The sequence below is a fragment of the Sphingobacterium sp. UBA7625 genome (assembly GCF_002484085.1).
Lineage (GTDB): Bacteria > Bacteroidota > Bacteroidia > Sphingobacteriales > Sphingobacteriaceae > Sphingobacterium > Sphingobacterium athyrii.
The window spans coordinates 252,085-275,314 of the sequence record NZ_DLJD01000014.1; the positions used below are offsets into that span (position 1 = coordinate 252,085).

Sequence of the window (23,230 nt, forward strand, 5' to 3'; positions counted from 1 at the left end):
AAACAAGCCAAAACCTAGACTAGACGAGAGGGAAACAACAGATGCTAAAAATCTGAAATAAAGACATTTACATAAAAAATAAACGCCATTAAAATTCAGTTACCTTTATGTTAAGAAATTATGAAATACGGAGCAGGTACCCCGCAAGATCCTCGCTCTGTTCCAATTTTAGTTTTTTCCGTAAGCGGTGTCTGGCCACCCGAAGGCTATCTTGGGAGATCCCCAGAAGGATTGCAATATCGGTATTATTGAGATTAATTTTCAGCAATGCGATCAGGCGCATATCGGCGGCGGTCAGATCGGGAAACAGCTTGATCAATTTTTCAAAGAAACTATGATGCACACGCTCAAATGTACCCATGAATTCTTTCCAATGAATGCCCTGTGTAATGTGCTCATTGATTTGTTGTACCATGCGCTGCATAGGTTTCTTCTGATCCCTTCGATCATCTTTGACCAGGGCTTTTAGCTCGTCCCGTAGCTCCTCCAGAAATTGATTGCTACGGATAAGATTAAGCGTATGTGAGGTCAGTTCTTTTTCCTTCAGGGTCAGCTCCTGTTTGAGTTGTTTATCTTCCAATAGTTGGTTTTTGAGCGCTATTTCAGCCAATTCGCGCTCGGCTTCCTGCTTCCGTGATTCGGCAATCTGGGTTTTGATCTTAATTTTTTGCCGGCTATAGAGTACGTAGGAAAGTATACTTAATAAAATTAATACGAGTATCGTACCCAATAACAAGATGGAATTCATCCGTTTGTTGGTCTGCAATTTCTCTATTTCCTCCGCCTTTTGGTTCATATCATACAGTGCCTGAAAAAAAGCCGTATGGCGGGCCCCATCCACACTGTATAGTTCCAGTACCAGTTTTCGGCTCCGTTCTGCGTAGAAATAAGCACTATCCACCTGCCCGCTTAAAGCGTATGTTTTACTGAGGTCTTTTGTCGTTGATGCCATCTGATAGACATCGCCCAGGTTTTCAGCTAAGCGAAAAGCAAGTTGAGTCAATTGAATACTTTCAGGATATTTATTTGTTTTTCGAAAGATATCCCCCATGTTATTGATGACCACAATCTTTCCATAATTGTCCTGCGTTTGCTCATACAAATTTCTCGCCTTTTCAAAATGCGCATAGGCACTGTCATATTTGCCCAGATCCTCGTAGATGCTGCCCAGGTTTTCATGAATCTTGGCTTCACCGTTGCTGTTCGTCTGTTCACGATAGATCGCCAAAGCCTGCTTTTGATAGACAAAGGCCGAATCGTAATGCCCCTCTTTTTCAAAAAGATGCCCGATATTCCCCAAGACTGAAGCTTCACCATTTCGGTCATTTTCACCTTTGAATGCATGCAAGGCTTTGTTAAAATATTCTTTCGCAACATGATGCTGTTTATTGAAAATATTGAGTTCGCCAATATCTGTCCAATTAGATGCTAGCGATTGCTTTGCATTGATCTGCGTGTAGATACGGTCCGCCTGGAAATAATAATCCTGTGCCTGAGCGTAATGCCCCTGATTGACACACAACCAGCCGATCGCCTGTAAGCAATTTCCCTGCAGTAGTAGATCACGGTCATTGACGGCTTTCGCATAACGTTTTTTGACTAAGGTAATCGCTGAATCCGGATAGTTTTGACTTATTACCCGAATCTCCTTAAATGAATCAACTTGCGCCGTAGTCAACTGTGACAAAAGCAGTTGCCCCAGAAAGACAACCGAAAATATAATGTTATTAGAAATCCTCATTTTTGCAGTAAATAATCGCCCTGCAAATTTAAGCGGAAACATGTTAAGAGAATATTAAATCCGATTAAACTTAATATGGTGCAAAGAACAGACTACATCCCAACCTCAGGATAAGACAGAGCACACTTTTCATGTTGGACATACCTTGTCAGCAACGAAGCCCCTACCACAAACGAAAGAGGGGCATCGCCCCCCTTCGCAACAAAGTCGTGCTACGGGTCAATACCCGGATTTAAGCTCAATCAAAGGTGTTATCCGTTCTAAAATATCAAAAGCGACCTCGGCCATCTTATTTCCTTTATTGTCCAGCAAGGGATTTACTTCGACAATCTCCAAACAGGTAACTTTTCCCGAACGGATGATTTCTTCCAATATCAGAACGATTTCCTTCGGCATAAAGCCTTTGGGAACCGGTGTCCCTGTACCGTCTGAAATCAGTTCACTATCCATACTATCCACATCGAAGGAAATATAAATCATATCGCAGTCCCTCAAATTGGTCAATGCCTCAGCGACACAATCATCAATGCCCCGCTGACGAATTTCTTCGACGCGGTAATTTTTTATACCTAAACGCTCAATCAGCAGATCCTCGGGCTCCTCCGTATCCCGAACACCAAAATAGATTAAATTCGCGGGCTGTATCTTCTCGGCCGGACCAGCAATACGTTTCAGCTTATTCCAAAATTCCTGCGTTGATTGATCAATTTCATTGATTTTACAAGACAAATTATCTTCATTCAACATGGCCGCCAAAGGCATCCCATGCATATTGCCGGAAGGCGTTGTATAGGGTGAATGAATATCCGCATGGGCATCAACCCAGATCACCCCCAGTTTCTTATCTGGGTAGGCCGATTTGATTCCACTGATTGTGCCCATTGCCGAAGAATGGTCACCCGAAAATACCAGCGGGAAATTACCAGCCGACAGACTGTCCTCCACGGTGGAAGCCACTTGCTTACATTGTTCGTAAATCTGCTGAATATGTTTACCAAAAGGGTGATTATCATTTTGATAAATGGAGCTATTCCGTGTAGGCACATCCACAAAAGGATAATTGATAAAGTACTGACTCCCTTTGTTGATTGCTGCAATCTCAATGGCATCAATTCCTAAATCAGAACCTCTGGTACCCGCACCGATATCTGACCTGTTTTTGATCAATTCAATCATTTTCTTCATCTTGTGGTCACATTAGTCAACGATCGCTCGATTATCTCCAGACAGCTGTTGATCTGGCTTTCGGTTATAACCAAAGGCGGAGCCAAACGAATTTTGTTGCCGTGGGTAGGTTTTGCCAGCAGACCATTCTCCTTAAATTCCAGGCAAATATTCCAGGCCAGGTCACTTTCTTCACTGGCATTGATCACAATGGCGGTCAAGAGTCCTTTACCCCTAACCTCGGTAATGATATCCAATTTAGCGGCAATCTTGTGTAATCCTTCCAGAAATAGATCGCCCATCTGACGTGCATTCCTGATCAGATCTTCATCCAGCACGACCTGCAATGCCTCCATAGCCACTGCACAAGCCAATGGATTACCACCATAGGTAGAGCCATGCTCACCGGGTTTGATACATAACATAATCGTATCGTCTGCCAACACCGCAGACACGGGCAATACACCTCCGGATAGGGCCTTACCCAAGATCAATACATCCGGCTTGCTTGCGCTGTCTACATCGTCAATGGCATAAGACGCCAACATGCTTCCGGTTCGTGCGATACCTGTCTGAATTTCGTCCGCAATAAAAAGCACATTATAGCTCGTACACAACTGGCGCACACGTTTTAGATAATCCGCATCCGGAACCACAATACCTGCTTCGCCCTGAATGGGCTCCACAATAAATCCGGCAATATTTTTATCCTGTTTGAGCAATACTTCCAATGCTTCGATATCATTGTAAGGTACCAATGCAATCCCTTCCACAAAAGGGCCAAAATCACTGGTCGCGGTCGTATCGTTTGAAGCAGATATCACCGAAATGGTACGTCCATGAAAATTATCTTTGGCAAAAACTATTTTAGCTTGGTTCTGTGCAACACCCTTCACTTGATACGCCCACTTACGACAGAGCTTCATCGCCGTCTCAACAGCCTCTACACCAGAATTCATGACCAAAGCTTTATCGAATCCGAACAACTTGCAGATCATTTCTTCAAAATCACCTAATTTATTGTTGTAGAAAGCACGTGAGGTCAACGTTAACTTTTGGGCTTGGCCCGTCAATGCAGCAATAATCCGTGGATGGCAATGTCCTTGATTGACCGCTGAATAGGCGGATAGAAAATCAAAATAAGATTTACCGTCAACATCCCAAACCATAACACCAGCTGCTCGTTCCAGTACAACCGGTAAAGGATGATAGTTATGTGCTCCATATTTTTCTTCCTTGGCCACGAATGCCGCGCTATTTCCTTGTTTAGATACCATACTCATAATTTGGATTTTATTTTCAAATAATAACAAATATACAATTTTTACTATTTTTAACACAAAATAATGTAATTTAACACTAAATTAGCGTTAAAATATTAAAATTAACTTTTAAACCTACATAACAATGAACGGCATAGATGAATTTGACCTTCAGATTTTAAAATACCTGGATGCAGATGGCCGAATGGCCTATTCCGCAATTGCTACTGCATTGGGTGTATCCAATACCATGATCCATCAACGGATTAATCGCTTAATGGAACAAGGTATATTGACCGGCATAAAACCTGTATTGGATGAAAAAAGATTAGGTTATGACTGGGGGGCTTTTACGGGCTTGAGCCTAGAAAAAGATCATGATTCAGGCCGTATTATTGCGGAATTGAAAAAAATCCCCGAAGTAACGGAATGTTATTACATCACGGGAAATTATACCTTATACGTTAAAATTATAGCCAAAAACCATGAACATATGCGCCAATTGCTATATGAAAAAATTGACAACATTCCCGGCATAGCAAAAACAGATTCGCTCATCGAATTGGGTTGCGCTTTTAAACGTAATATTATTCTTTAAAAATTAAACAGATTACGCAACTGGTCTTGAATCTATGGCAACAGCAATGGGTTCAGGACCTTACTGTTACTTGCCGATATTTGCCAGCTCTTCTTCTGTCCAATAAATCAATTCCCGCAATACATACACGTTTTCATAACTTCCCAGTCCATCTATATAATCCCACAAATTGCCCTCAACTTTAACCGGTCTACCATGATGCAGTATATCGTATCCTTCATCCAACCAATTTTGTATCTGCTCTTTATCCATCTTTACATAATCTTATTGTTCACAATTAAACTAAACGGTCTCCTCAAATATAAGGCATTTTTATGAGGGAAATAAAGCTGCTCCACAAGAAAATTCAAATTCGGCCATTATTAAAATATCGACTCCTTTGCTAAGTTTTTCGGTCTAAAATAACTGATTTAAGATTAAATAAGGTATATTCGTATAAAACCAAATTGCATAATTATGGCAGATTTTTTCTATGTTGGCTATGAAGGTGAAGACGAATTGCTCGAACTCGTAGCGGTATCAACCATCCAATCTCTCCTCTATTTTCAAGACGCCGATCAAGAAGATTTTACAACAATAAAAACATCCATTGATCAAAACTTTATTGTTGAGGAAGATCTGATCACTGTGGCCGACACCCTGCGACTGGATCAATCCATCGTACGCTTCACTCCCGGAAAACCAAACTATAAAGATTAAGCTTCCGGTATAAACCCCGGACTTAGTAACAGTAACAATATCACGATGATGCACAGGTGATCCTGTTCATCATTTGGTGTGGAACAAAAAAACGAACACTATGAGAGCAGTCTTAATTGGCGGATCTGGCGCAACCGGAAAAATACTTGTGCAAGATTTATTGAAGTCAGCGGAATTCACCGAAATTATCGTCCTCCTACGTCGCAAGACATTTGACGAACAGCCCAAATTACAGCAGATTATTGTGGATTTCAACAAGCTACAGGAATTTGAACAGCATATTCGGGGTGATGTCGCGATCTCCTGCCTTGGCACCACAGCCAAAGATGCGGGCAGCAAAGACGCCCAGTGGCGCGTGGATCATGACCTCAACCTGCAATTTGCGGCGCTGGCCAAGAAAAATGAAATCCCCTGTTTTGTATTGCTGTCGGCAGTCAATGCTGACGCTGGATCTAAAATTTTCTATAATCGAATGAAAGGGAGCTTAGAACAACATGTTAAGGCACTTGATTTTGGCAAGTTGATTATTGTGCAACCCGGCGGTTTAATCCGTCCAAACACAGATCGCGTAGGTGAAAAGATTGGCATAAGTGCATTAAAGGCCTTTAATCGCATTGGCCTTTTCAAGAACTACGAAGCGCTTCCTGTTGCCCGCGTAGCCTCGGCGATGTTGCAGGCTATTCGCAACTGTAGAGAATCCGTCAACATCATCTCCGTAAAAGACATCAAACAATTAGCAGAAACAGCAAATCAGCAGTAACTGCCACATCTCAGGGACTGTATAAAGAGCATTCATAATAATGAATTAACAATTAGCTAATGCTGACTTGTTAATTTGCGGTCATTTATTATTATTTATCACGCTAATGAAAAAACATTTTTTATTCCTCCTTCTCTTTGCCTTTATCCAGGTATTTCCGGCTTTCAGCCAAGAAGCGAAATATATCTTTTACCTGATTGGTGATGGAATGGGCCTCAATCAAGTCAACCTGACTGAAATACACCGCGCCGAAACCCAGCAAAAAAATAGTACCGTACCGCTCGTGTTTACTCAATTCCCCCATGTTGGCTTTGCTTCAACACATTCACAATCCAACGGCGTTACCGATTCTGGAGCCGGTGGTACTGCACTTGCTGTAGGTAAAAAAACAAAGAATGGTGTTATCGGGATGGATAGCACAGGAACAGTACCCTATAAAAGTATCGCTTATGCAGCCAAAGAAAAGGGAAAAAAAGTCGGCATCATCACTAGTGTAAGCATTGACCATGCCACGCCAGCATCGTTTTATGCCCATCAGCCTGACCGTGATATGTACTACGAAATCGGAAAAGAAATTATCAGCTCCAATTTTGACTTCTTCGGCGGATCCAATTTCCTAAAACCTGAAACAAGCTTTGACAAAAAGACAGCACCCTCCCTTTTTCCATTATTCGAAAAAGCAGGATACCAGGTTTTGAAGGGAAAAGATGCCTATACGCAATACCCGCGCAAATCTGATAAAATTATCCTCATGAACACCGAGGGAACGGCGACTGATGCGTTAAAATATGCCATAGATCAAAAGCCCGCTGACCTAAAGCTTGCCGATATTACTGCCGCAGCTATCCAATCGCTGGAACTGAATAACAAAAATGGGTTCTTTTTAATGGTTGAAGGCGGAAAAATAGACTGGGCCTGCCATGCAAATGATGCTGCTACTACCATTCGGGAGGTGCTGGACTTTAATTCCGCTGCGGAACTGGTCTTTGAATTCTATAAGCAGCATCCCAATGAAACGCTTATTGTCGTGACAGCAGACCACGAAACAGGCGGATTGGGGATCGGCAACGGCAGCTCGACATTAAAAACTAAATTGCTGGCCAACCAAAAATTATCGCATGCCGAACTGTCAAATGAAATCGGTAATCTGCGCAAAAGTAAAGCAAATACTTCCTGGGATGATCTAAAAAACTTACTTTCGGCACAAACAGGGCTGTATAATCAGGTAAAAGTAAATACAGATGACGACAAAATGCTGAAAGAGGCCTTTCAGCGAAGCTTTGTCGACCATCAAAATGAGACAGCAAAAAGTCTATATGCAAGTGATGACAAAATCGCCGCTTTAAGCATCGCCATACTGAACCGCATGGGCTCAATCGCCTGGGCTTCCAACAACCATTCAGCAGCCTATGCACCCGTTTATGCCATTGGTGTGGGCGCTGAACTGTTCAATCAGAAAATGGATAATACCGATATACCGAAGAAAATAGCAATAGCTGCCAAGCTGAGTCTGGATTAAAAACAAAAAATCCTCAGGAATAATTCCTGAGGATTTTTTGAGCCTCTTATCGGGATCGAACCAATGACCTACTGATTACAAGTCAGTTGCTCTACCAGCTGAGCTAAAGAGGCCTTTTAAATGAATTTTAATGAGTGTCGCTCAAAGAGCCTCTTATCGGGATCGAACCAATGACCTACTGATTACAAGTCAGTTGCTCTACCAGCTGAGCTAAAGAGGCTTTTTAAAGAAGTTTAATGAGTAGTACTCGAAGAGCCTCTTATCGGGATCGAACCAATGACCTACTGATTACAAGTCAGTTGCTCTACCAGCTGAGCTAAAGAGGCGTTCACTTCTTTTCAATCTTTAAAACGGCCGTCCGTTTTAAGATGCTGCAAATATCGAAAGCCTAAATCAAAAATGCAAGTCTACCGCTATAATTTTTGTCCTTGGCATTGACAAATAATTCAAAATCAACAGCATTATTTTTATAATATGAAGATTTGTCATGATTCAATAAATATTAATGCCATTTTTTCCGAAAGAACCCATAAAACCCGAATGGCATTTCAATTGTTATAGATGAAGCACAGCAACAAAACTTTAATTAAGCGATACAGCATGAACTTTAACAACTACACAATCAAAGCCCAAGAGGCTATACAAAAAGCTTCGGAGATTGCCGCTGGAAATCAACAACAGGCCATCGAGACAGCACATATCCTAAAAGCATTACTAACTGTGGATGAAAACGTTGTCAGCCACCTCTTAAAAAAACTGAACGTCAATGTCACTTACCTTGGTACTGAGCTCGACAAGCAAATCGAGGGCTTCCCAAAGGTAAGCGGAAGCAATATCTACCTGAGCAGTGGTGCCAACAATGCGCTACAAAAAGCGCAGGGATACCTCAAAGAATTCAACGATGAATTTGTCTCTGTTGAGCACTTGTTATTGGGTATATTGGCCACTTCGGACAAAACATCCACCCTATTGAAATCCCAAGGTGTGACCGAAAAAGATTTAAAGACGGCCATTAAAGGACTACGTGGCAACAGCCGCGTCACCGATCAAAATGCGGAAGCTACCTATAATGCATTGGGCAAATACGCCCGTAATCTAAACGAGTATGCTGAATCCGGTAAGCTCGATCCGGTCATCGGCCGGGATGAGGAAATCAGACGTGTGATGCAGATTCTTTCACGGCGTACCAAAAACAACCCTATACTCGTTGGTGAGCCCGGAGTCGGTAAAACAGCTATCGCTGAGGGAATCGCCTACCGGATTATTAAAGGCGACGCACCGGAAAACCTCAAATCCAAAATTGTCTTTTCTTTGGATATGGGTGCCTTGGTGGCCGGAGCCAAATACAAAGGTGAATTTGAGGAACGTCTAAAAGCTGTTGTCAAAGAAGTCACCGATTCCAATGGAGAGATCATTCTATTCATAGATGAAATCCATACCTTGGTCGGTGCCGGCGGCGGCGAGGGTGCAATGGATGCCGCAAACATCTTGAAACCCGCATTGGCCAGGGGGGAGCTACGTGCCATTGGAGCCACTACACTCAATGAATATCAAAAATACTTTGAAAAGGATAAAGCTTTGGAACGCAGATTCCAAAAAGTCATGGTGGAAGAGCCGGACACCCAGGATGCGATATCCATTCTTCGGGGATTAAAAGAGCGTTATGAAACACACCATAAGGTGCGAATCCTCGACGAATCCATTATCGCTGCAGTGGAACTGTCACAACGCTATATTTCAGACCGCTTTTTACCGGACAAAGCAATTGATCTGATTGACGAAGCAGCTTCAAAATTGCGCCTGGAGATGGATTCCGTACCCGAAGCGGTCGATGAGCTGGAACGTCGTATCATGCAACTGGAGATTGAACGCGAAGCATTGAAACGTGAAAATGACGACAAAAAGGTACAGGAACTTTCAGAAAGCATTGCCAACCTATCCGCTGAACGCGATACGCTACGGGCTTCTTGGCAAGAGGAGAAAAGCTTAGTCGACAATGTAAACCAGGAAATTGAAAACATCGAAAACTATAAGCTTGAAGCCGAACAGGCGGAACGTTCCGGTGATTACGGCAAAGTAGCGGAACTGCGTTACGGAAGAATCAAAGAAGCACAGGAAAAGGTAGAGAAACTGAAAGCTGAACTGGCTGAGAAACAGGAAAGCAAACGCATGCTCAAGGAAGAGGTAACTTCGGAAGATATTGCTGATGTTGTTGCCAAATGGACAGGCATCCCCGTCAGCAAAATGATTCAGTCTGAACGTGAAAAACTGCTGAATCTGGAAGAAGAGCTCCACAAACGGGTAGCGGGTCAAAACGAGGCCATCGAAGCCATTTCAGATGCGATCCGCCGCTCCAGAGCTGGACTGAACGATGCGAAGCGTCCGATAGGCTCATTCATTTTCCTAGGTACAACTGGGGTCGGAAAAACCGAACTTGCTAAAGCCCTGGCCGAATTTCTCTTCGATGATGAACAGTCCATGGTGCGTATCGACATGTCCGAATATCAGGAACGCCATGCCGTATCCCGTTTGATCGGTGCGCCTCCGGGATACGTAGGTTATGATGAAGGCGGTCAGCTCACAGAGGCTGTACGGAGACATCCCTACTCGGTCGTATTGCTCGATGAAATCGAAAAAGCACATCCAGATGTATTTAATATCTTATTGCAGGTACTGGATGATGGTCATCTGACAGACAACAAAGGCCGTACGGTCAACTTTAAGAACACGATCATTATCATGACCTCCAATACGGGTTCACACATTATCCAGGATAATTTTAGTCATTTGAATGACGGCAATAAAGAGGAGATCATAGCAAAAACACGTACCGAGGTATTTGACCTGCTTAAACAGTCAATCCGTCCGGAGTTTCTGAACCGTATTGACGAGGTAATCATGTTCACACCATTGAGCAGAGACGAAATCGCTGATATTGTGAGACTTCAATTTGCCCATGTCCAAAAACAATTGGCCGAACAGAATATATTTATCACGGCGTCTGACGAAGCGATGGACTGGTTGGCACAACTCGGCTACGATCCGATCTATGGTGCCAGACCGTTGAAACGCGTCATTCAGAAACGTATTCTGAATGAACTTTCCAAAGAAATCTTATCCGGCAAAGTCAGCCGCGATTCCATCATACGGCTGGATGTGTTCGACGGAAAATTTGTCTTTATCAATAAACAGCAAGATTAACACCTGTTGTTTCATAAAGTAAAAGCCCCGCTTCATCAGTGGGGCTTTTACTTTTAGGAAACAATGATTGTTTAATTCGGAACTCCTACGGCTTTGAGCAATTTTTTCACATCGTCTTCACCATCAAGATGCTGCACCAATGTTCTGGTTTTCCCATCATAAATATAAAGGGAGGGATAATTACTCGGGTTAAATTTTTCAATAAACTGCGTTCCGCCATCATACAAAAATTTCACGTTGGCCGCCCCCTTCAGTGCTTTGGCATGCATATTAATAAATCCATCCACATAGACCTTATCATTCATCGAAATAAAGTAAAAACTAACATTTTTGAGCTTCTGTAAATTCTGTGCGATGCCCGCTCCCATTTTTTGACAATGCCCACAGCCCGGATCATAAAAATCAAGGACGATATAGCCTGTTTTAGGCAACCTGTCCGAACTGAACTTACCCGTCTGATACACCTCTTCGAATGTAAATGCGGGTATCGTTTTTGGCGCCTGGGCAAACACAGGCTGAAAAAGGAAAAATCCACAGGCAAGAAATAGGGAACAGAGTAACTTCATGTTAGAGAATTTTAAACAGACAATGAATATTCAATTAAATTTTAATCAATTATACTAAAAACGCGGTTCTATTCGTCAATATTTTAGTTTTTTTACAAAAAATGCGTAAGTTTGGGCTAATTTTTAAATCGATCAAATCTATTAACACTCATTAATCGTGAAAAAACGAATTGCCATTTTTGCTTCAGGTTCAGGATCCAATGCTCAAAAAATAATGGAACATTTCAAATACTCAGATGAAGCTGAGGTTGCGCTGATCCTATCCAACAATCCTGATGCTTACGTTATTCAACGCGCTGACAATTTTGAAATTCCAGCACATATATTCGATCGCAATGAATTTTACAACACAGATAATATCGTTAACATTCTTAAAAATTTAAATATCGATCTGATTGTTTTGGCCGGCTTCCTATGGCTGGTACCCAATAATCTTTTAAGGGCTTATCCGAATCAGATCATTAACATCCACCCTGCTCTCCTGCCTAAATACGGCGGTAAGGGCATGTACGGAGACCATGTGCATAAAGCTGTTTTAGCCAACAAGGAAGAAGAACACGGTATCACGATTCACTTTGCCAATGAGCACTTTGATGAAGGTGAAATTATTTATCAAGCCAAGTTTAAGGTAGATCCCAATGATACCCTGGATATCATTAAGTTTAAAGGTCAACAATTGGAACATCAACATTTTCCGAAAGTGATTGAGAATCTAATCAAAAAAATGTAAAAACATTATTTTTTATTTAGAACTATTTTAAACAAATAGTAACTTTGTACCATGAACGAAGTTATTGAATCCTTTGTGGAACCGTGTGAGGGTGAGGGCAAAGCAAGCCCATTTCAATTTAGAAGCGCTGCAATGAATCCTTTTTCTGATTTTTCCTGCGTCTGTTTCAAAAAATGCTGCAAGAAATACAAAGAAGGGAAACGTTGCAAAAAATGTCCCGGCCGAAAAAAATAGCCAGTTTAGATCCAGCTCGTTATTCCTCGAGATAGTTGAGATCTTTATCAAAGCTCTCCTCAAGTTGCGTGAGGGAATATATAGCAATACCTGAAAGCAGCAATACCATCGTAATTGCCGCAGGTACAATACCAAAAGAATTTACTAAAAGTCCATATAACATGGTCGATGGGATCAAGGCTCCTCTGACAAAATTAGGAGCTGTCGTTGCGACCGTAGCCCGCAGATTTGTACCGAATTGCTCCGCCGAGATTGTCACAAAGGTTGCCCAGTACCCTACTCCAAGCCCCATAATAAACGCCAAAATCAAAAACTTATCGGCGGTAATTCCAGTACTTAGCAGATACCATAATGAGCTGGCAACAATAATCAATTGGCAGATAAAAACAACTTTCTTCCGTGATTTTAAAACCTGTGCAAATACTCCTGCCAAAACATCACCTAAGGAAATTCCGATGTAAGCAAACATCACCCCTTTGCCTGCGCTTAAAGTCTCAGATGCACCCAACGCCTTTCCGATTTCCGGAGCCTGCGTCACCAACACCCCGACCACAAACCAGATTGGCAGACCGATGCAAAGACAATTAACATAACGTTTCAATCGGCTCCTATCTGTAAAAAGCATCCTAAAATCACCTTTCGGCACATCCTTTTTATCCTGTTCTTGAAATAAGCCCGATTCAAAGGAACCGACACGTAATAGCAGTAATAATAGGCCCATTCCACCACCAACAAAATAAGCGGTGCGCCAATTGAATTCCTCGGAAACAAAGTAAGCAAGAATAGCACCCATTACCCCAACACTGGCCACCAGCATTGTTCCATAACCGCGTTTCGACTTATGCATACTTTCCGAAACCAAGGTAATCCCCGCCCCCAGTTCACCGGCCAATCCTATTCCCGCTATAAACCGGATAATGCCATATTGCATGACATCGTGTACAAAACCATTGGCAATATTCGCTAATGAATACAGGAGAATAGAACCGAACAAGACCTTTAAACGCCCGAATTTATCCCCGATAATCCCCCAGATAACTCCGCCCAAGAGCAAACCGCCCATTTGCATATTAAGTACAAATTCGCCTTTTACCCGCATCTCCGCTACCGGAACCCCAATATCCGTAAAGGATTGAATGCGGACAATGGAAAAAATAATGAGATCGTATATATCGACAAAATATCCCAGCGAAGCTATTGTCACCAATAACCATACTTTCTTGCTCTCAGCCTGTTTATCTTTTAATGTTGACATTTTAGGTTTTTTGATGCCGTAAAAATACCATAGTGAACGAAGAAAACCAAGATTTCAGAAAATAATCCGCCACATTGTTTTATTTTTGCAAGATGAGATACAGTCCGCGTGCATTAACATGGCTCTTGCGCTTTTACCCGCCATTTTTATTCCAGGGAATCTGGGTAAAAAAGATCAGTCCCGGCTTCAAAGGAGCCGAGGTAAAAATTTACAAGACCCCATTCAATATCAATACCAATAGAACCTTGTTTGGCGGGACCATCTTTGCTGCGGCGGATCCTATATTTCCGATCCTGATTGATCAGTACCTTCAAAAAACTGGCTTTAAAAAAACCATTGCCTGGCTTAAATCATCAAAAATAGATTTTAAAAAACCGGGCAAGACCAGCGTGGGCTATTCGGTGGAGCTTTCGGACGAACTGCTAGCGGAATGTACCCAGACTATACGTACAAAAGGTAAAATCATAAAAAACCTGAGTTTGGAAATCAAAGATAAAAATAATGAGCTATGCGCTGTAGTGCATTGTGAAACCTACATTCGTGACTTGAATTTTACATTCCCGGATAGAAATCAAAAGCTCGGGCAATAAGAAATTGATATCTTTGTCCAATTACCAAAAAAATAGAAACATGAACAAAATCGCTTTCATGGCTATCGCATCCTTGGCAATAGCGGCATGTGGAACCACCGGCACAAATAATGTAAAGGCTTTACAGGATTCAACAATTAAAATCCATGATGAAATCATGCCTCAGATCGCCCATTTTGACCGCGATGCAGTCAAAATTGACTCCATCTTAAACAACTTAAAGACACTTAAAGCAGCTAAGGCCGATTTGGACACTACAGCTACAAAGAAAGATCTCGGCATATTAAAAGCGAATTTGGAAAGTGCGACGGACCATATGATGGACTGGATGAAAGATTATAATCCAGATAGCACCGATGTTAAGTATTTTGAAGTTGAACTGCAGAAGGTGTCAGACATGAAAAAAATATTTGACGAAGTTTCCAAGGAAAGCCGGGAAAAATTAAAAAATTTCTAAAGCAGCCGCTCCATGCGCCAACAGCTTGTAGCTGGAGGAAATACCCCCGCGGGTGAATTGATAATAAAAGAATAAAAACAGATGAAATCTATAATTAAACTTTGTTGTGCCACAGGCCTATTGCTTGGTTTATTCTCCTGCAAAAACACGAGTCAGTCGAGCTTGCCCATTTACGGCGAACGTGAAGCCGTCGAGAAAACCGTTGACGGAAAGCAAGTCGTAGATACGGTCTATCATACCATCCCGGCATTTAAATTTTTAAATCAAGACAGTGTGATGATCTCAGACCAGAATTTTGAGGGCAAGGTATACATTGCCAACTTCTTTTTCACCCATTGTCCGAGCATCTGCCCAACAATGAACCGTAATCTATTGAAAATCTACACACAATATAAAGACAACGATGCCGTCCGTTTTTTGTCCCATAGCATAGATTTTAAATACGATCAACCCTATGTACTGAAAGATTACGCAAATAAGCTGGGCGTGAGCAACGACCACTGGCAATTTGTTTCAGGCACAAAAGCTGACATATATGGCATCGCCAACCAATACCTTGTGTATACAGCAGAAGATAAAAATGCCCCCGGGGGTTACGACCACCAAGGCTACCTGGTCTTAATTGACAAGGATAAACGTATCCGTGGTGCTTATGACGGGACAAATGACGAGCAGGTAAAAAAGCTGATGGAGGACCTACCAAAGTTGTTGAACGAAGCTAAAAACTAATATGCGCGTGCTTTTTACGACCTGTTTTATCATTGGCGCCCTCCTACTGGTGCTCATCAGCTGTCAGAATGAAGTTGACATCAGAACAGCACAGTACAGCGTCAATGGTCAAAAAGTGTATATTACACATTGTCAGAATTGCCATGGCGAAAAGGGCGAAGGATTAGGAAACCTGTACCCTCCCCTGACGGATGTCAAATTCCTGGAAAGCAATCGGCAAAAACTTGCCTGCATGATCAAGTACGGGGCTACCGGAGCATTGGAAGTCGCAGGAAAGAAATTCAATTCCACCATGCCGGCCTCAAATCTTTCGGCGGTTGATATCGCCTACGTACTGACCTACATCAACACAAAGATCAATAAAGGCAAGGATATTTTTCCCTTGGCGGAAGTAGAAAAACAGCTGAAAAACTGTCAATAAAAAAGGAACTTTAAAAGTTCCTTTTTTTATGCCCTGTCCGCAGCATATGCCTCTAATTAAGCCACTAAAAAATAATTGCCCGAAGCCAAAACAATTTAAATCTTTTTTCCTTATTGTAGTATTGATCCAAATTGTTTAGCTTTTATTGATTTATAACAATAATCTGACATTTTGCATTCAAATTAATTGTTAATTTTGCACCCGAATGAACGTTCGATTGATGCATACAAATGAAAAAATAGCAGCTGTCTTTGCTGCCACACTTAAACTTATCCATACCAACGGCTTCCATGGGACGCCGATGAGTAAAATTGCACAGGAGTCGGAAGTAGCGATAGGTACAATCTATCACTATTTTCCTTCTAAAGATGATCTGATCTTTGCGCTTTTCAAACATTGTCGCTCGTTACTGAATGATTACATTTTTGATGGCATCAAAGAAGACTTTGACTACAAAGCGTCTTTTTTTCATGTGTGGCGCAATTTTGTCAAGTTCTATTTAGAAAATGCCCAGATCTTCAGTTTTTTTGAACAGTTTTTTTCTTCTCCATACTATGAAAAGAATAAAGCTGAAATACAAGAACCTGTAGGTGGTCAGAATAAAGTCCTGGATTTTTTGCAGGAAGGCATTGATAAAAAGATTCTAAAACAAGTAAATGTCCACCTGTTGGTGGCGAGTTATATTGGGGTAGCTTTGTCTACAGTACACAACATCAAATTCAAAGATCTTCAATTCTCTGAACAAAATCTGAAGGAGCTGATGGAGATTATCTGGGACGGTGCTGTTAATAGAAATAAAATAATTAATTAGATATATGAAGTTCAATAAAATCGTTTATTCCTTAGCGACCCTATCGCTTTTGAGTAATACAGGATTTGCACAACAGCAATCTGAAAACTTGCCGCCAAATGCGACGCTTCAGCAGCTGATAGATTATGCTTTGCGGAATAAGATTTCGGTCAAACAAGCAGAACTCGATGAGTCCATAGGTGAAAAAGATATAGACATTTCGCTATCTGGCTGGTATCCGCAACTTGGTCTGACGGGCAATTACAATCACAATGTGAAATTACCAACCATGTTTTTCAATGGTGCTAATATTCCAATGGGGACTAAAAATAGTAGCGCTTTAACGCTGCAGGCAGACCAACAGATTTTAAATCCTGCGTTAATGCAGGCGAAAAAAGGTGCTGATTTACTCCGCCTGAGTAACAAACAGAACACGGAGAGTCAAAAAATTGACGCAGTGGTTGACGTGAGCAAAGCTTACTATGACATTCTGACTTCAGAAGAACAGATTAAAATCGTACAGGAAAATATTGCGCGTCTGCAAAAGCAATACAATGATGCCCATTCGCGCTATGATGTCGGTGTAGTCGATAAGACCGACTACAAACGTGCTCAGATTGCCCTCGCAAATGCCAGAGCAGATGAAAAACGTACCGTTGAGCTCCGTAAGTATAAATATGACTATCTAAAACAGCTGCTTGCCTTGGATAAAGGGCAAAACCTGACACTTTCCTTCAACAATACGAATATGGAAGGGCAGGTTTTATTGGATACTACTGCCGGTATCAATGTTACAAATCGCATTGAATTCCAACAATTGCAAACTTCCAAAAAAATTCAGGAATTAAATACTCAATATTATAAATGGACATATCTTCCCAACATAAGTGTTTTCTATAACTATGCATTTAATTATAGAAATAACAGCTTTGGCAAATTGTACAATGATAATATCCCAAGTTCTGTTGCAGGTTTGAACTTATCGTTACCTATTTTTCAAGGGTTCAAACGCAAGCACCAAATTAACAAATCAAAGTTGCAGGAAGAACGCATCGATTGGGACATCAGGAATTTGGAAAATACGGTCAACACAGAATATTCGATGGCCAGGGCAACTTATAACGCTAATCTAAATGACTGGAAAACAGCGCAGGAAAATGTTGTCCTTTCCAAAGAAGTTTATGAAACCATCAAATTGCAGTATGATGAGGGGATTAAAACTTACTTGGACCTCATGACTGCGGAGACTGATCTTAAAACAACACAATTAAACTATTTGAATGCCCTTTATGCGCTATTGTCAAGTAAACTGGATGTTCAAAAAGCAATTGGAGCGATCCAAACTAATTAATCAATTCAAACGGAAACTAATACAAATCATGAATAAAAGACAATTATTATTCGCTTTCTTCCTTGGGACGGCTTTAGTATGGACCTCTTGTGGAAATAAAGATGCAAAAAAGCAAGGTGCAGCACAGGCTCAGGCTGAGAAGGTTGTTCCTGTTACCTTTGGCGCAGCATCACATGAGATTGTTACGGGAACAATAAGTTATCCCGCAACAGTCAAACCGTTGAACGAAGCAGATTTATTTGCCGAAGTAAGCGGTTATATTACCAAAATATATGTTTCAGACGGAGCTGTGGTCTCTAAAGGACAAGCCTTGTATGAGATTGACGGAACACGTTATAATGCTGCAGTACAACAGGCAAAAGCAAGCCTGCAAGTAGCACAGACCGACCTTGACCGTCAAAAAAGAGATTTGGCACGTTACCAGACATTGGCTGACAAAGATGCGATCGCCAAACAAGTATTTGACAATGCAGTATCCGCTGTCGCTTCGTCACAGGCGCAGGTAGAATCTGCCCGCGCAGCGTTGGTTACGGCGAGTACAAACCTGTCACGCTCTACGATACGCGCACCATTTGCAGGAACTGTAGGTATATCGCAAGTACGTTTAGGTGCTTTGGTCAATCCAGGAACTACCCTATTGAACACTTTATCTTCAACAAGCCCTATTGCCATTGAATTTCAGGTGAACGAAAAAGATATCAGCAAATTTGTTCAAATGCAGAGCAGCCGCTCTTCATCGGACCTTTCACTTCTATTGCCGGACGGAAGCACTTATGAAGGAAAAGGCAATATAACAACAATTGACCGCGCTGTTGATCCAGCAACAGGAACAATTAAAGTCCGGGCTACTTTCCCCAACAATTCCAATGCATTAAGAGCTGGTATGAACATTACGATGAATGTTTCTACGACTTCAGCAAACGAGGAAATCGTTGTGCCTTACAAGGCGGTTTTTGAGCAATTGGGTGTATTCAATTTATATGCCGTTAATGATAGCAGTAAAGCAGAAATCCGTCAGGTAAAATTAGGCATTAAAGCCGGTGACAAAGTTGTCATTAAAGAAGGTGTCAAAGATGGTGAAAAAATCATTGTTGATGGTGCCATGAACGTCCAAAATGGTGTTAAAGTTGTCGACGCTGCCACTGCCGCCCAACAAGCTGCAAAAGGTGCTCCACAAGGAAAATAACAACATTAATTTTTAAGAGAATCTAAAAAATATAGAATGATTTCAGAAGTATTTATTAAGAGGCCAGTTACCGCAATCGTTATTTCGATATTGATTTCAATTATCGGGATTATTGCTGTTTCTACGTTGCCAATTAGCCAGTATCCTTCTATTGCACCTCCAACAGTAACGGTAACAGCCAATTACACAGGAGCAGATGCACAGACGGTTGAACAGACCGTGACGACTCTGATCGAGAGTCAGATCAATGGTACACCTGGCATGATTTATATGTCGTCAAATAGTACTTCAAATGGTCAAGCAACAATTACTGTCACATTTGAAGTAGGTACTGACATTGATATTGCAACCCTAGACGTACAAAACCGTGTCGGGATTGCCGAGCCTGCCCTTCCAGAAGCGGTAAGACGTTTGGGAATCACTACCCGTAAGGCCAACAACGATATCTTGATGTTGGTTGCTTTAACTTCACCAAAAGGAACAAGATCCGAAAATTTCTTGGCCAACTACAACAACTTATACGTAAAAGATGCGCTATTACGTGTTAAAGGCGTCGGTGATGTGACCGCTTTTGGGCAACCATTTTCAATGCGTGTATGGCTAGATGCAAACAAATTAGCCAATCTAAGCATGACTCCTGCCGACGTCTCTGCTGCGATTGCTGAGCAAAACTCCCGTATACCGGGTGGTAGCGTTGGTGGACGTCCACAAGAGTCTTCGACAGTATTTGAATATCCCGTTATTACGGATAGTGACCTCTCAAACCCAGAGGACTTTGAAAATATCGTCGTTAAGACCAACAAAGATGGGTCGATCGTACTTTTAAAGGATGTTGCGCGTGTTGAATTAGGTCAATTCAATTATGGTACATCGTCTACCGTAAATGGCATGACCTCATCTGCGATGATGATCAATCAAACGCCAGGTGGAAATGCCGTAGAATCTGCAGAAGGTATTGTCGCGGCTTTGGAAAAATTAAAACAATCTTTCCCAACTGACGTCGATTATACCATTAGTTATGAGACCGTGTCTGTGGTAAATGCATCTATTTCCTCGGTTATCCACACCTTGGTTGAAGCATTGATCCTGGTAACCGTCGTGGTTTTCTTCTTCCTACAAAGCTGGAGAGCAACTTTAATCCCTGTTCTGGCGATTCCTGTATCGATTATTGGTACATTCATCTTCTTCCTGATGTTTGGTTTCTCTGTGAACAACTTGACCATGCTTGCCTTTGTACTGGCCATCGGTATTGTGGTGGATGATGCCATCGTTGTGGTGGAAGCCGTGCAGCACTATATCGACCATTATAAGCTGGACGCAAAAGAAGCAACACGCCGTGCCATGGGTGATATTACAGCACCGGTTATTGCAATTGCCTTAATCTTGGCGGCAGTATTCGTTCCTGTAGGTTTTATCCCGGGGATGGTCGGTAAATTGTATCAACAATTTGCGATCACCATTGCGGTATCGGTCATGCTATCCGCATTCATTGCCCTTTCGTTGACACCAGCATTATGTTCGATTCTTTTGAAACCAACAGCCGTACATGAGGGTGCTAAAGGTTTGAACAAGTTCTTCTACAAATTCAACGTATGGTTTGAAAAAGTAACGATCAGATATTCAAAAGGTGTACAACAATCGATAAAAAAAGCGCCACTTGTATTGATCATCCTTTTATGTATTTTCATCGGTACAGGCTGGATGTTTACGACCAAGCCAACAGGATTTATTCCTTCCGAGGATGGTGGTGCCTTTTTTGCAGGTATTACGCTACCAGAGGGTTCTTCTTCCGCACGTACAAATGAGGTGCTTAAAGAGATTGAGGCCGATCTACATAAGACTTTTCCTGAAATCAAATATGTGACCGCGATCTCTGGTATCAATATCCTGAACCGTGCCTTCAAATCCAATGGTGCGACAGTTTTCGTGTCGCTCAAACCTTGGGAAACACGGACACGTACGGCCAGCGATATTGCCGGTATGATCATGGGTAAATACATGGGTTATACCAAAGCAAGGGTATTAGCGGTAACACCACCAGCTATTCCGGGCTTAGGTACATCCGGAGGTTTCTCCTTGCAGGTACAAGATTTACAAACTGTAAATATCAAGGATTTCGAAGCTACAGTGGGTAAATTCCTTATGGCTGCCAACCAACGTCCAGAAATTGGAATGGCTTATACGATGTTTAATACCAATTCTCCAAACTACAAATTGGAAGTCAATCGTGAACAGGCAAAACGTATGGGAGTTCCGATATCAAGTATTTATTCGACGATATCGTCCTATTTGGGTAGTAGCTATGTTAATGACTTTACCAAGTATGGCCGTAGCTATCGTGTCGTTACACAAGCCGATATCCCTTATCGTATGAATATCGAAGACATCAACAAACTTTATGTCAACAATACGATGGGCAACCCGGTACCAATGGGTACGCTCGTTAAATATGAGCTGATAACGATGCCGTCGATCATCAACCACTACAATATCTTTAGAAGTATCGAGATCAATGGTAGCTCGGCTCCGGGTTACTCGTCTGGGGATGCATTGAAAGCCTTACAGGAAGTTGCAGCACAGACTTTACCGGAAGGGTTTGATTATCAATTCTCCGGACTTTCACTACAGGAAATGCAGTCAGGATCAAAAACCATTCAGATCTTTGCCTTATGTATCCTGTTTGTATTCTTGCTGTTGGCGGCCCTGTACGAAAGTTGGTCAGTACCATTCTCTATCCTTCTATCGGTTCCTTTAGGGGTATTTGGAGCGATTTTGACCCTAACGTTGATACCATCTTTAGATAATAATATCTATGCGCAGATCGGTTTGGTAACCATTATCGGTCTGGCAGCCAAGAATGCGATCCTGATCGTGGAATTTGCCAAAGAACGGGTTGACATCGGAATGAATCTCTATGAGGCGACATTAGATGCTGTAAAATTGCGTTTACGTCCGATCATCATGACTTCTTTCGCCTTCATCCTGGGTATTATTCCATTGATGTTGTCACACGGTGCCGGTGCCATCTCCCGCCAAACAATCGGCTGGACGGTATTCGGTGGTATGACCGCAGCGACACTTTTGGCAATCTTTATCGTTCCCGTCTTGTTCGTTGTGATTACACGAATGGCCTACGGTAAGAAAAAATTAGCTGAATTAGAAGCTAATTTCGATGAAGAAAAAGCAAAGAACTTAAGTGCACACTAAGCAAACAACGGTTTGCTGCATATGGTACTAATTCTAACAGTACGCTTAAGCGGCCTTTCTTTCCTCGGAAAGAAAGGCCGCTTGTTTTTTGCGCTTCCAATTATAATTTTTAATTTTACCGCACACGATTAAAAACATATGTCACCTGAATCACAACGCAAATTTGAACAACTAAATCTTCTTGCCGAATCCTATGATGCCTTACTATTTGATGTCGATGGCACATTGGCGGACAACATGGATGCACATAAACAAGCTTATAAAGCTGCCGCCAAACAATATGGCGTTGAGCTTGATGTCAATCTCATTGACGAAACTGCCGGCTGGCCTACGGTAGCCGTTGCTGCGGAAATCAGCAAACGCTATGCTGTCGACTTTGACCACGAGGAATTCTCCACACTTAAGTCCACGATATTTAGAGATGAATATGTTTTTAAAACAAAACCGGTCGATTATGTTGTTGAGCATTTGAAGTACCAAAAAGGTAAAAAACATATTGCTGCCGTCTCCGGCGGAACAAGGACAACTTTGTCCATGACCCTAAATACTATCGGAGTATGGGATGATCTTGAAACGTTAGTCTGTGCGGGAGACACTCCAGAAGGTAAACCATCCCCACAACCGTTTCTGCTTGCAGCTTCGCAGTTGAACATCGCTCCAGAAAAATGCTTGGTCTATGAAGACGGGGTTCCCGGCGTTGAAGGTGCTAAAGCCGCAGGAATGGGCTGGGTCCGCATAGATGAACTATAAACAGGCTCAATGATTCAACA

The 23,230-nt window shown here is 42.0% G+C and carries 21 protein-coding genes and 3 tRNA genes; 15 read left to right on the plus strand and 9 right to left on the minus strand.

Translation table 11 applies throughout. The features are described 5' to 3' along the window. Positions 1–118: 118 nt before the first annotated feature. From B4G94_RS05650 to rocD, 3 genes are all read right to left on the minus strand, one after another. Positions 119–1,741, minus strand: coding sequence for a tetratricopeptide repeat protein (locus B4G94_RS05650; RefSeq protein WP_181390424.1), 1,623 nt, complete (start codon positions 1,739–1,741; stop codon positions 119–121). Between the two features lie 219 nt (positions 1,742–1,960). Beyond that, positions 1,961–2,926, minus strand: coding sequence for an arginase (rocF, locus tag B4G94_RS05655; protein ID WP_165306656.1), 966 nt, complete (start codon positions 2,924–2,926; stop codon positions 1,961–1,963). Next, positions 2,923–4,188: an ornithine--oxo-acid transaminase gene (gene rocD, locus B4G94_RS05660; RefSeq protein WP_286857657.1), complete on the minus strand. Its 1,266-nt coding sequence runs from the start codon at positions 4,186–4,188 to the stop codon at positions 2,923–2,925. The genes rocF and rocD overlap by 4 nt, the downstream gene beginning before the upstream one ends. A 124-nt stretch (positions 4,189–4,312) precedes the next feature. Here rocD and B4G94_RS05665 point away from each other — a divergent pair, with 124 nt between their 5' ends. Beyond that, a complete protein-coding gene (locus B4G94_RS05665; protein WP_165306654.1) occupies positions 4,313–4,765 on the plus strand; it encodes an Lrp/AsnC family transcriptional regulator in 453 nt (150 codons plus the stop codon). Positions 4,766–4,831: 66 nt separating this feature from the next. Here the strand turns inward: B4G94_RS05665 and B4G94_RS05670 are convergent, their stop codons facing one another. Next, complete coding sequence (locus B4G94_RS05670) at positions 4,832–5,017, minus strand: hypothetical protein (RefSeq protein WP_108631879.1); 186 nt, start codon at positions 5,015–5,017, stop codon at positions 4,832–4,834. Between the two features lie 204 nt (positions 5,018–5,221). Here B4G94_RS05670 and B4G94_RS05675 point away from each other — a divergent pair, with 204 nt between their 5' ends. The 3 genes from B4G94_RS05675 to B4G94_RS05685 all read left to right on the plus strand — a co-directional run bounded on the left by B4G94_RS05675 (position 5,222) and on the right by B4G94_RS05685 (position 7,743). Continuing rightward, on the plus strand, positions 5,222–5,464 hold the full coding sequence (locus B4G94_RS05675; protein WP_104382080.1) for a hypothetical protein: 243 nt from the start codon (positions 5,222–5,224) through the stop codon (positions 5,462–5,464). Positions 5,465–5,564: 100 nt separating this feature from the next. Then, positions 5,565–6,224, plus strand: a complete 660-nt coding sequence (locus B4G94_RS05680) for an NAD(P)H-binding protein (protein ID WP_108631880.1) — start codon at positions 5,565–5,567, stop codon at positions 6,222–6,224. A 106-nt stretch (positions 6,225–6,330) separates the two neighbouring features. Further along, positions 6,331–7,743 (plus strand): alkaline phosphatase, encoded by a 1,413-nt coding sequence (locus B4G94_RS05685; protein ID WP_286857659.1) that lies wholly within the window; start codon positions 6,331–6,333, stop codon positions 7,741–7,743. A gap of 40 nt (positions 7,744–7,783) precedes the next feature. Here the strand turns inward: B4G94_RS05685 and B4G94_RS05690 are convergent. The 3 genes from B4G94_RS05690 to B4G94_RS05700 all read right to left on the minus strand — a co-directional run bounded on the left by B4G94_RS05690 (position 7,784) and on the right by B4G94_RS05700 (position 8,069). Beyond that, positions 7,784–7,856 (minus strand) — tRNA-Thr (locus B4G94_RS05690). Between the two features lie 34 nt (positions 7,857–7,890). Continuing rightward, positions 7,891–7,963 (minus strand) — tRNA-Thr (locus B4G94_RS05695). Positions 7,964–7,996: 33 nt separating this feature from the next. Next, positions 7,997–8,069 (minus strand) — tRNA-Thr (locus tag B4G94_RS05700). A gap of 274 nt (positions 8,070–8,343) precedes the next feature. Between B4G94_RS05700 and clpB the strand changes: the two genes are divergently transcribed. Further along, positions 8,344–10,944: an ATP-dependent chaperone ClpB gene (clpB, locus tag B4G94_RS05705; RefSeq protein ID WP_286857661.1), complete on the plus strand. Its 2,601-nt coding sequence runs from the start codon at positions 8,344–8,346 to the stop codon at positions 10,942–10,944. Between the two features lie 71 nt (positions 10,945–11,015). On the opposite strand, the gene B4G94_RS05710 is transcribed toward clpB, so the two are convergent. After that, positions 11,016–11,510 carry a TlpA family protein disulfide reductase gene (locus B4G94_RS05710; RefSeq protein ID WP_286857663.1) on the minus strand — a complete coding sequence of 165 codons (495 nt, stop codon included), beginning with the start codon at positions 11,508–11,510 and terminating at the stop codon, positions 11,016–11,018. A 157-nt stretch (positions 11,511–11,667) separates the two neighbouring features. On the opposite strand from B4G94_RS05710, the gene purN reads away from it, so the two are divergent. Next, a complete protein-coding gene (purN, locus tag B4G94_RS05715) occupies positions 11,668–12,240 on the plus strand; it encodes a phosphoribosylglycinamide formyltransferase (protein WP_165306648.1) in 573 nt (190 codons plus the stop codon). A gap of 253 nt (positions 12,241–12,493) precedes the next feature. Here the strand turns inward: purN and B4G94_RS05720 are convergent, their stop codons facing one another. Further along, positions 12,494–13,729, minus strand: a complete 1,236-nt coding sequence (locus B4G94_RS05720; RefSeq protein ID WP_286857664.1) for an MFS transporter — start codon at positions 13,727–13,729, stop codon at positions 12,494–12,496. Between the two features lie 92 nt (positions 13,730–13,821). Here B4G94_RS05720 and B4G94_RS05725 point away from each other — a divergent pair, with 92 nt between their 5' ends. The 9 genes from B4G94_RS05725 (at position 13,822) to B4G94_RS05765 (ending at position 23,210) form a co-directional block, all read left to right on the plus strand. After that, entirely contained in the window at positions 13,822–14,319 is a 498-nt protein-coding gene (locus B4G94_RS05725; RefSeq protein WP_286857666.1) for a PaaI family thioesterase, read from the plus strand. Between the two features lie 40 nt (positions 14,320–14,359). Continuing rightward, positions 14,360–14,776 carry a transposase gene (locus B4G94_RS05730; RefSeq protein ID WP_286857667.1) on the plus strand — a complete coding sequence of 139 codons (417 nt, stop codon included), beginning with the start codon at positions 14,360–14,362 and terminating at the stop codon, positions 14,774–14,776. Positions 14,777–14,857: 81 nt separating this feature from the next. Beyond that, the gene (locus B4G94_RS05735; RefSeq protein WP_108631889.1) at positions 14,858–15,505 is read left to right on the plus strand and encodes an SCO family protein; all 648 of its coding nucleotides are present in this window, start codon (positions 14,858–14,860) and stop codon (positions 15,503–15,505) included. Position 15,506: 1 nt separating this feature from the next. Further along, positions 15,507–15,926, plus strand: a complete 420-nt coding sequence (locus B4G94_RS05740) for a c-type cytochrome (RefSeq protein WP_286857669.1) — start codon at positions 15,507–15,509, stop codon at positions 15,924–15,926. Between the two features lie 220 nt (positions 15,927–16,146). Next, entirely contained in the window at positions 16,147–16,737 is a 591-nt protein-coding gene (locus B4G94_RS05745) for a TetR/AcrR family transcriptional regulator (protein ID WP_165306644.1), read from the plus strand. Between the two features lie 4 nt (positions 16,738–16,741). Continuing rightward, positions 16,742–18,067: a TolC family protein gene (locus tag B4G94_RS05750; RefSeq protein WP_108631892.1), complete on the plus strand. Its 1,326-nt coding sequence runs from the start codon at positions 16,742–16,744 to the stop codon at positions 18,065–18,067. A gap of 28 nt (positions 18,068–18,095) precedes the next feature. After that, complete coding sequence (locus B4G94_RS05755; RefSeq protein WP_286857671.1) at positions 18,096–19,253, plus strand: efflux RND transporter periplasmic adaptor subunit; 1,158 nt, start codon at positions 18,096–18,098, stop codon at positions 19,251–19,253. A gap of 36 nt (positions 19,254–19,289) precedes the next feature. Continuing rightward, complete coding sequence (locus B4G94_RS05760; RefSeq protein ID WP_286857673.1) at positions 19,290–22,460, plus strand: efflux RND transporter permease subunit; 3,171 nt, start codon at positions 19,290–19,292, stop codon at positions 22,458–22,460. A gap of 138 nt (positions 22,461–22,598) precedes the next feature. After that, positions 22,599–23,210, plus strand: coding sequence for an HAD family hydrolase (locus B4G94_RS05765; protein WP_108631894.1), 612 nt, complete (start codon positions 22,599–22,601; stop codon positions 23,208–23,210). Positions 23,211–23,230 lie beyond the last annotated feature (20 nt).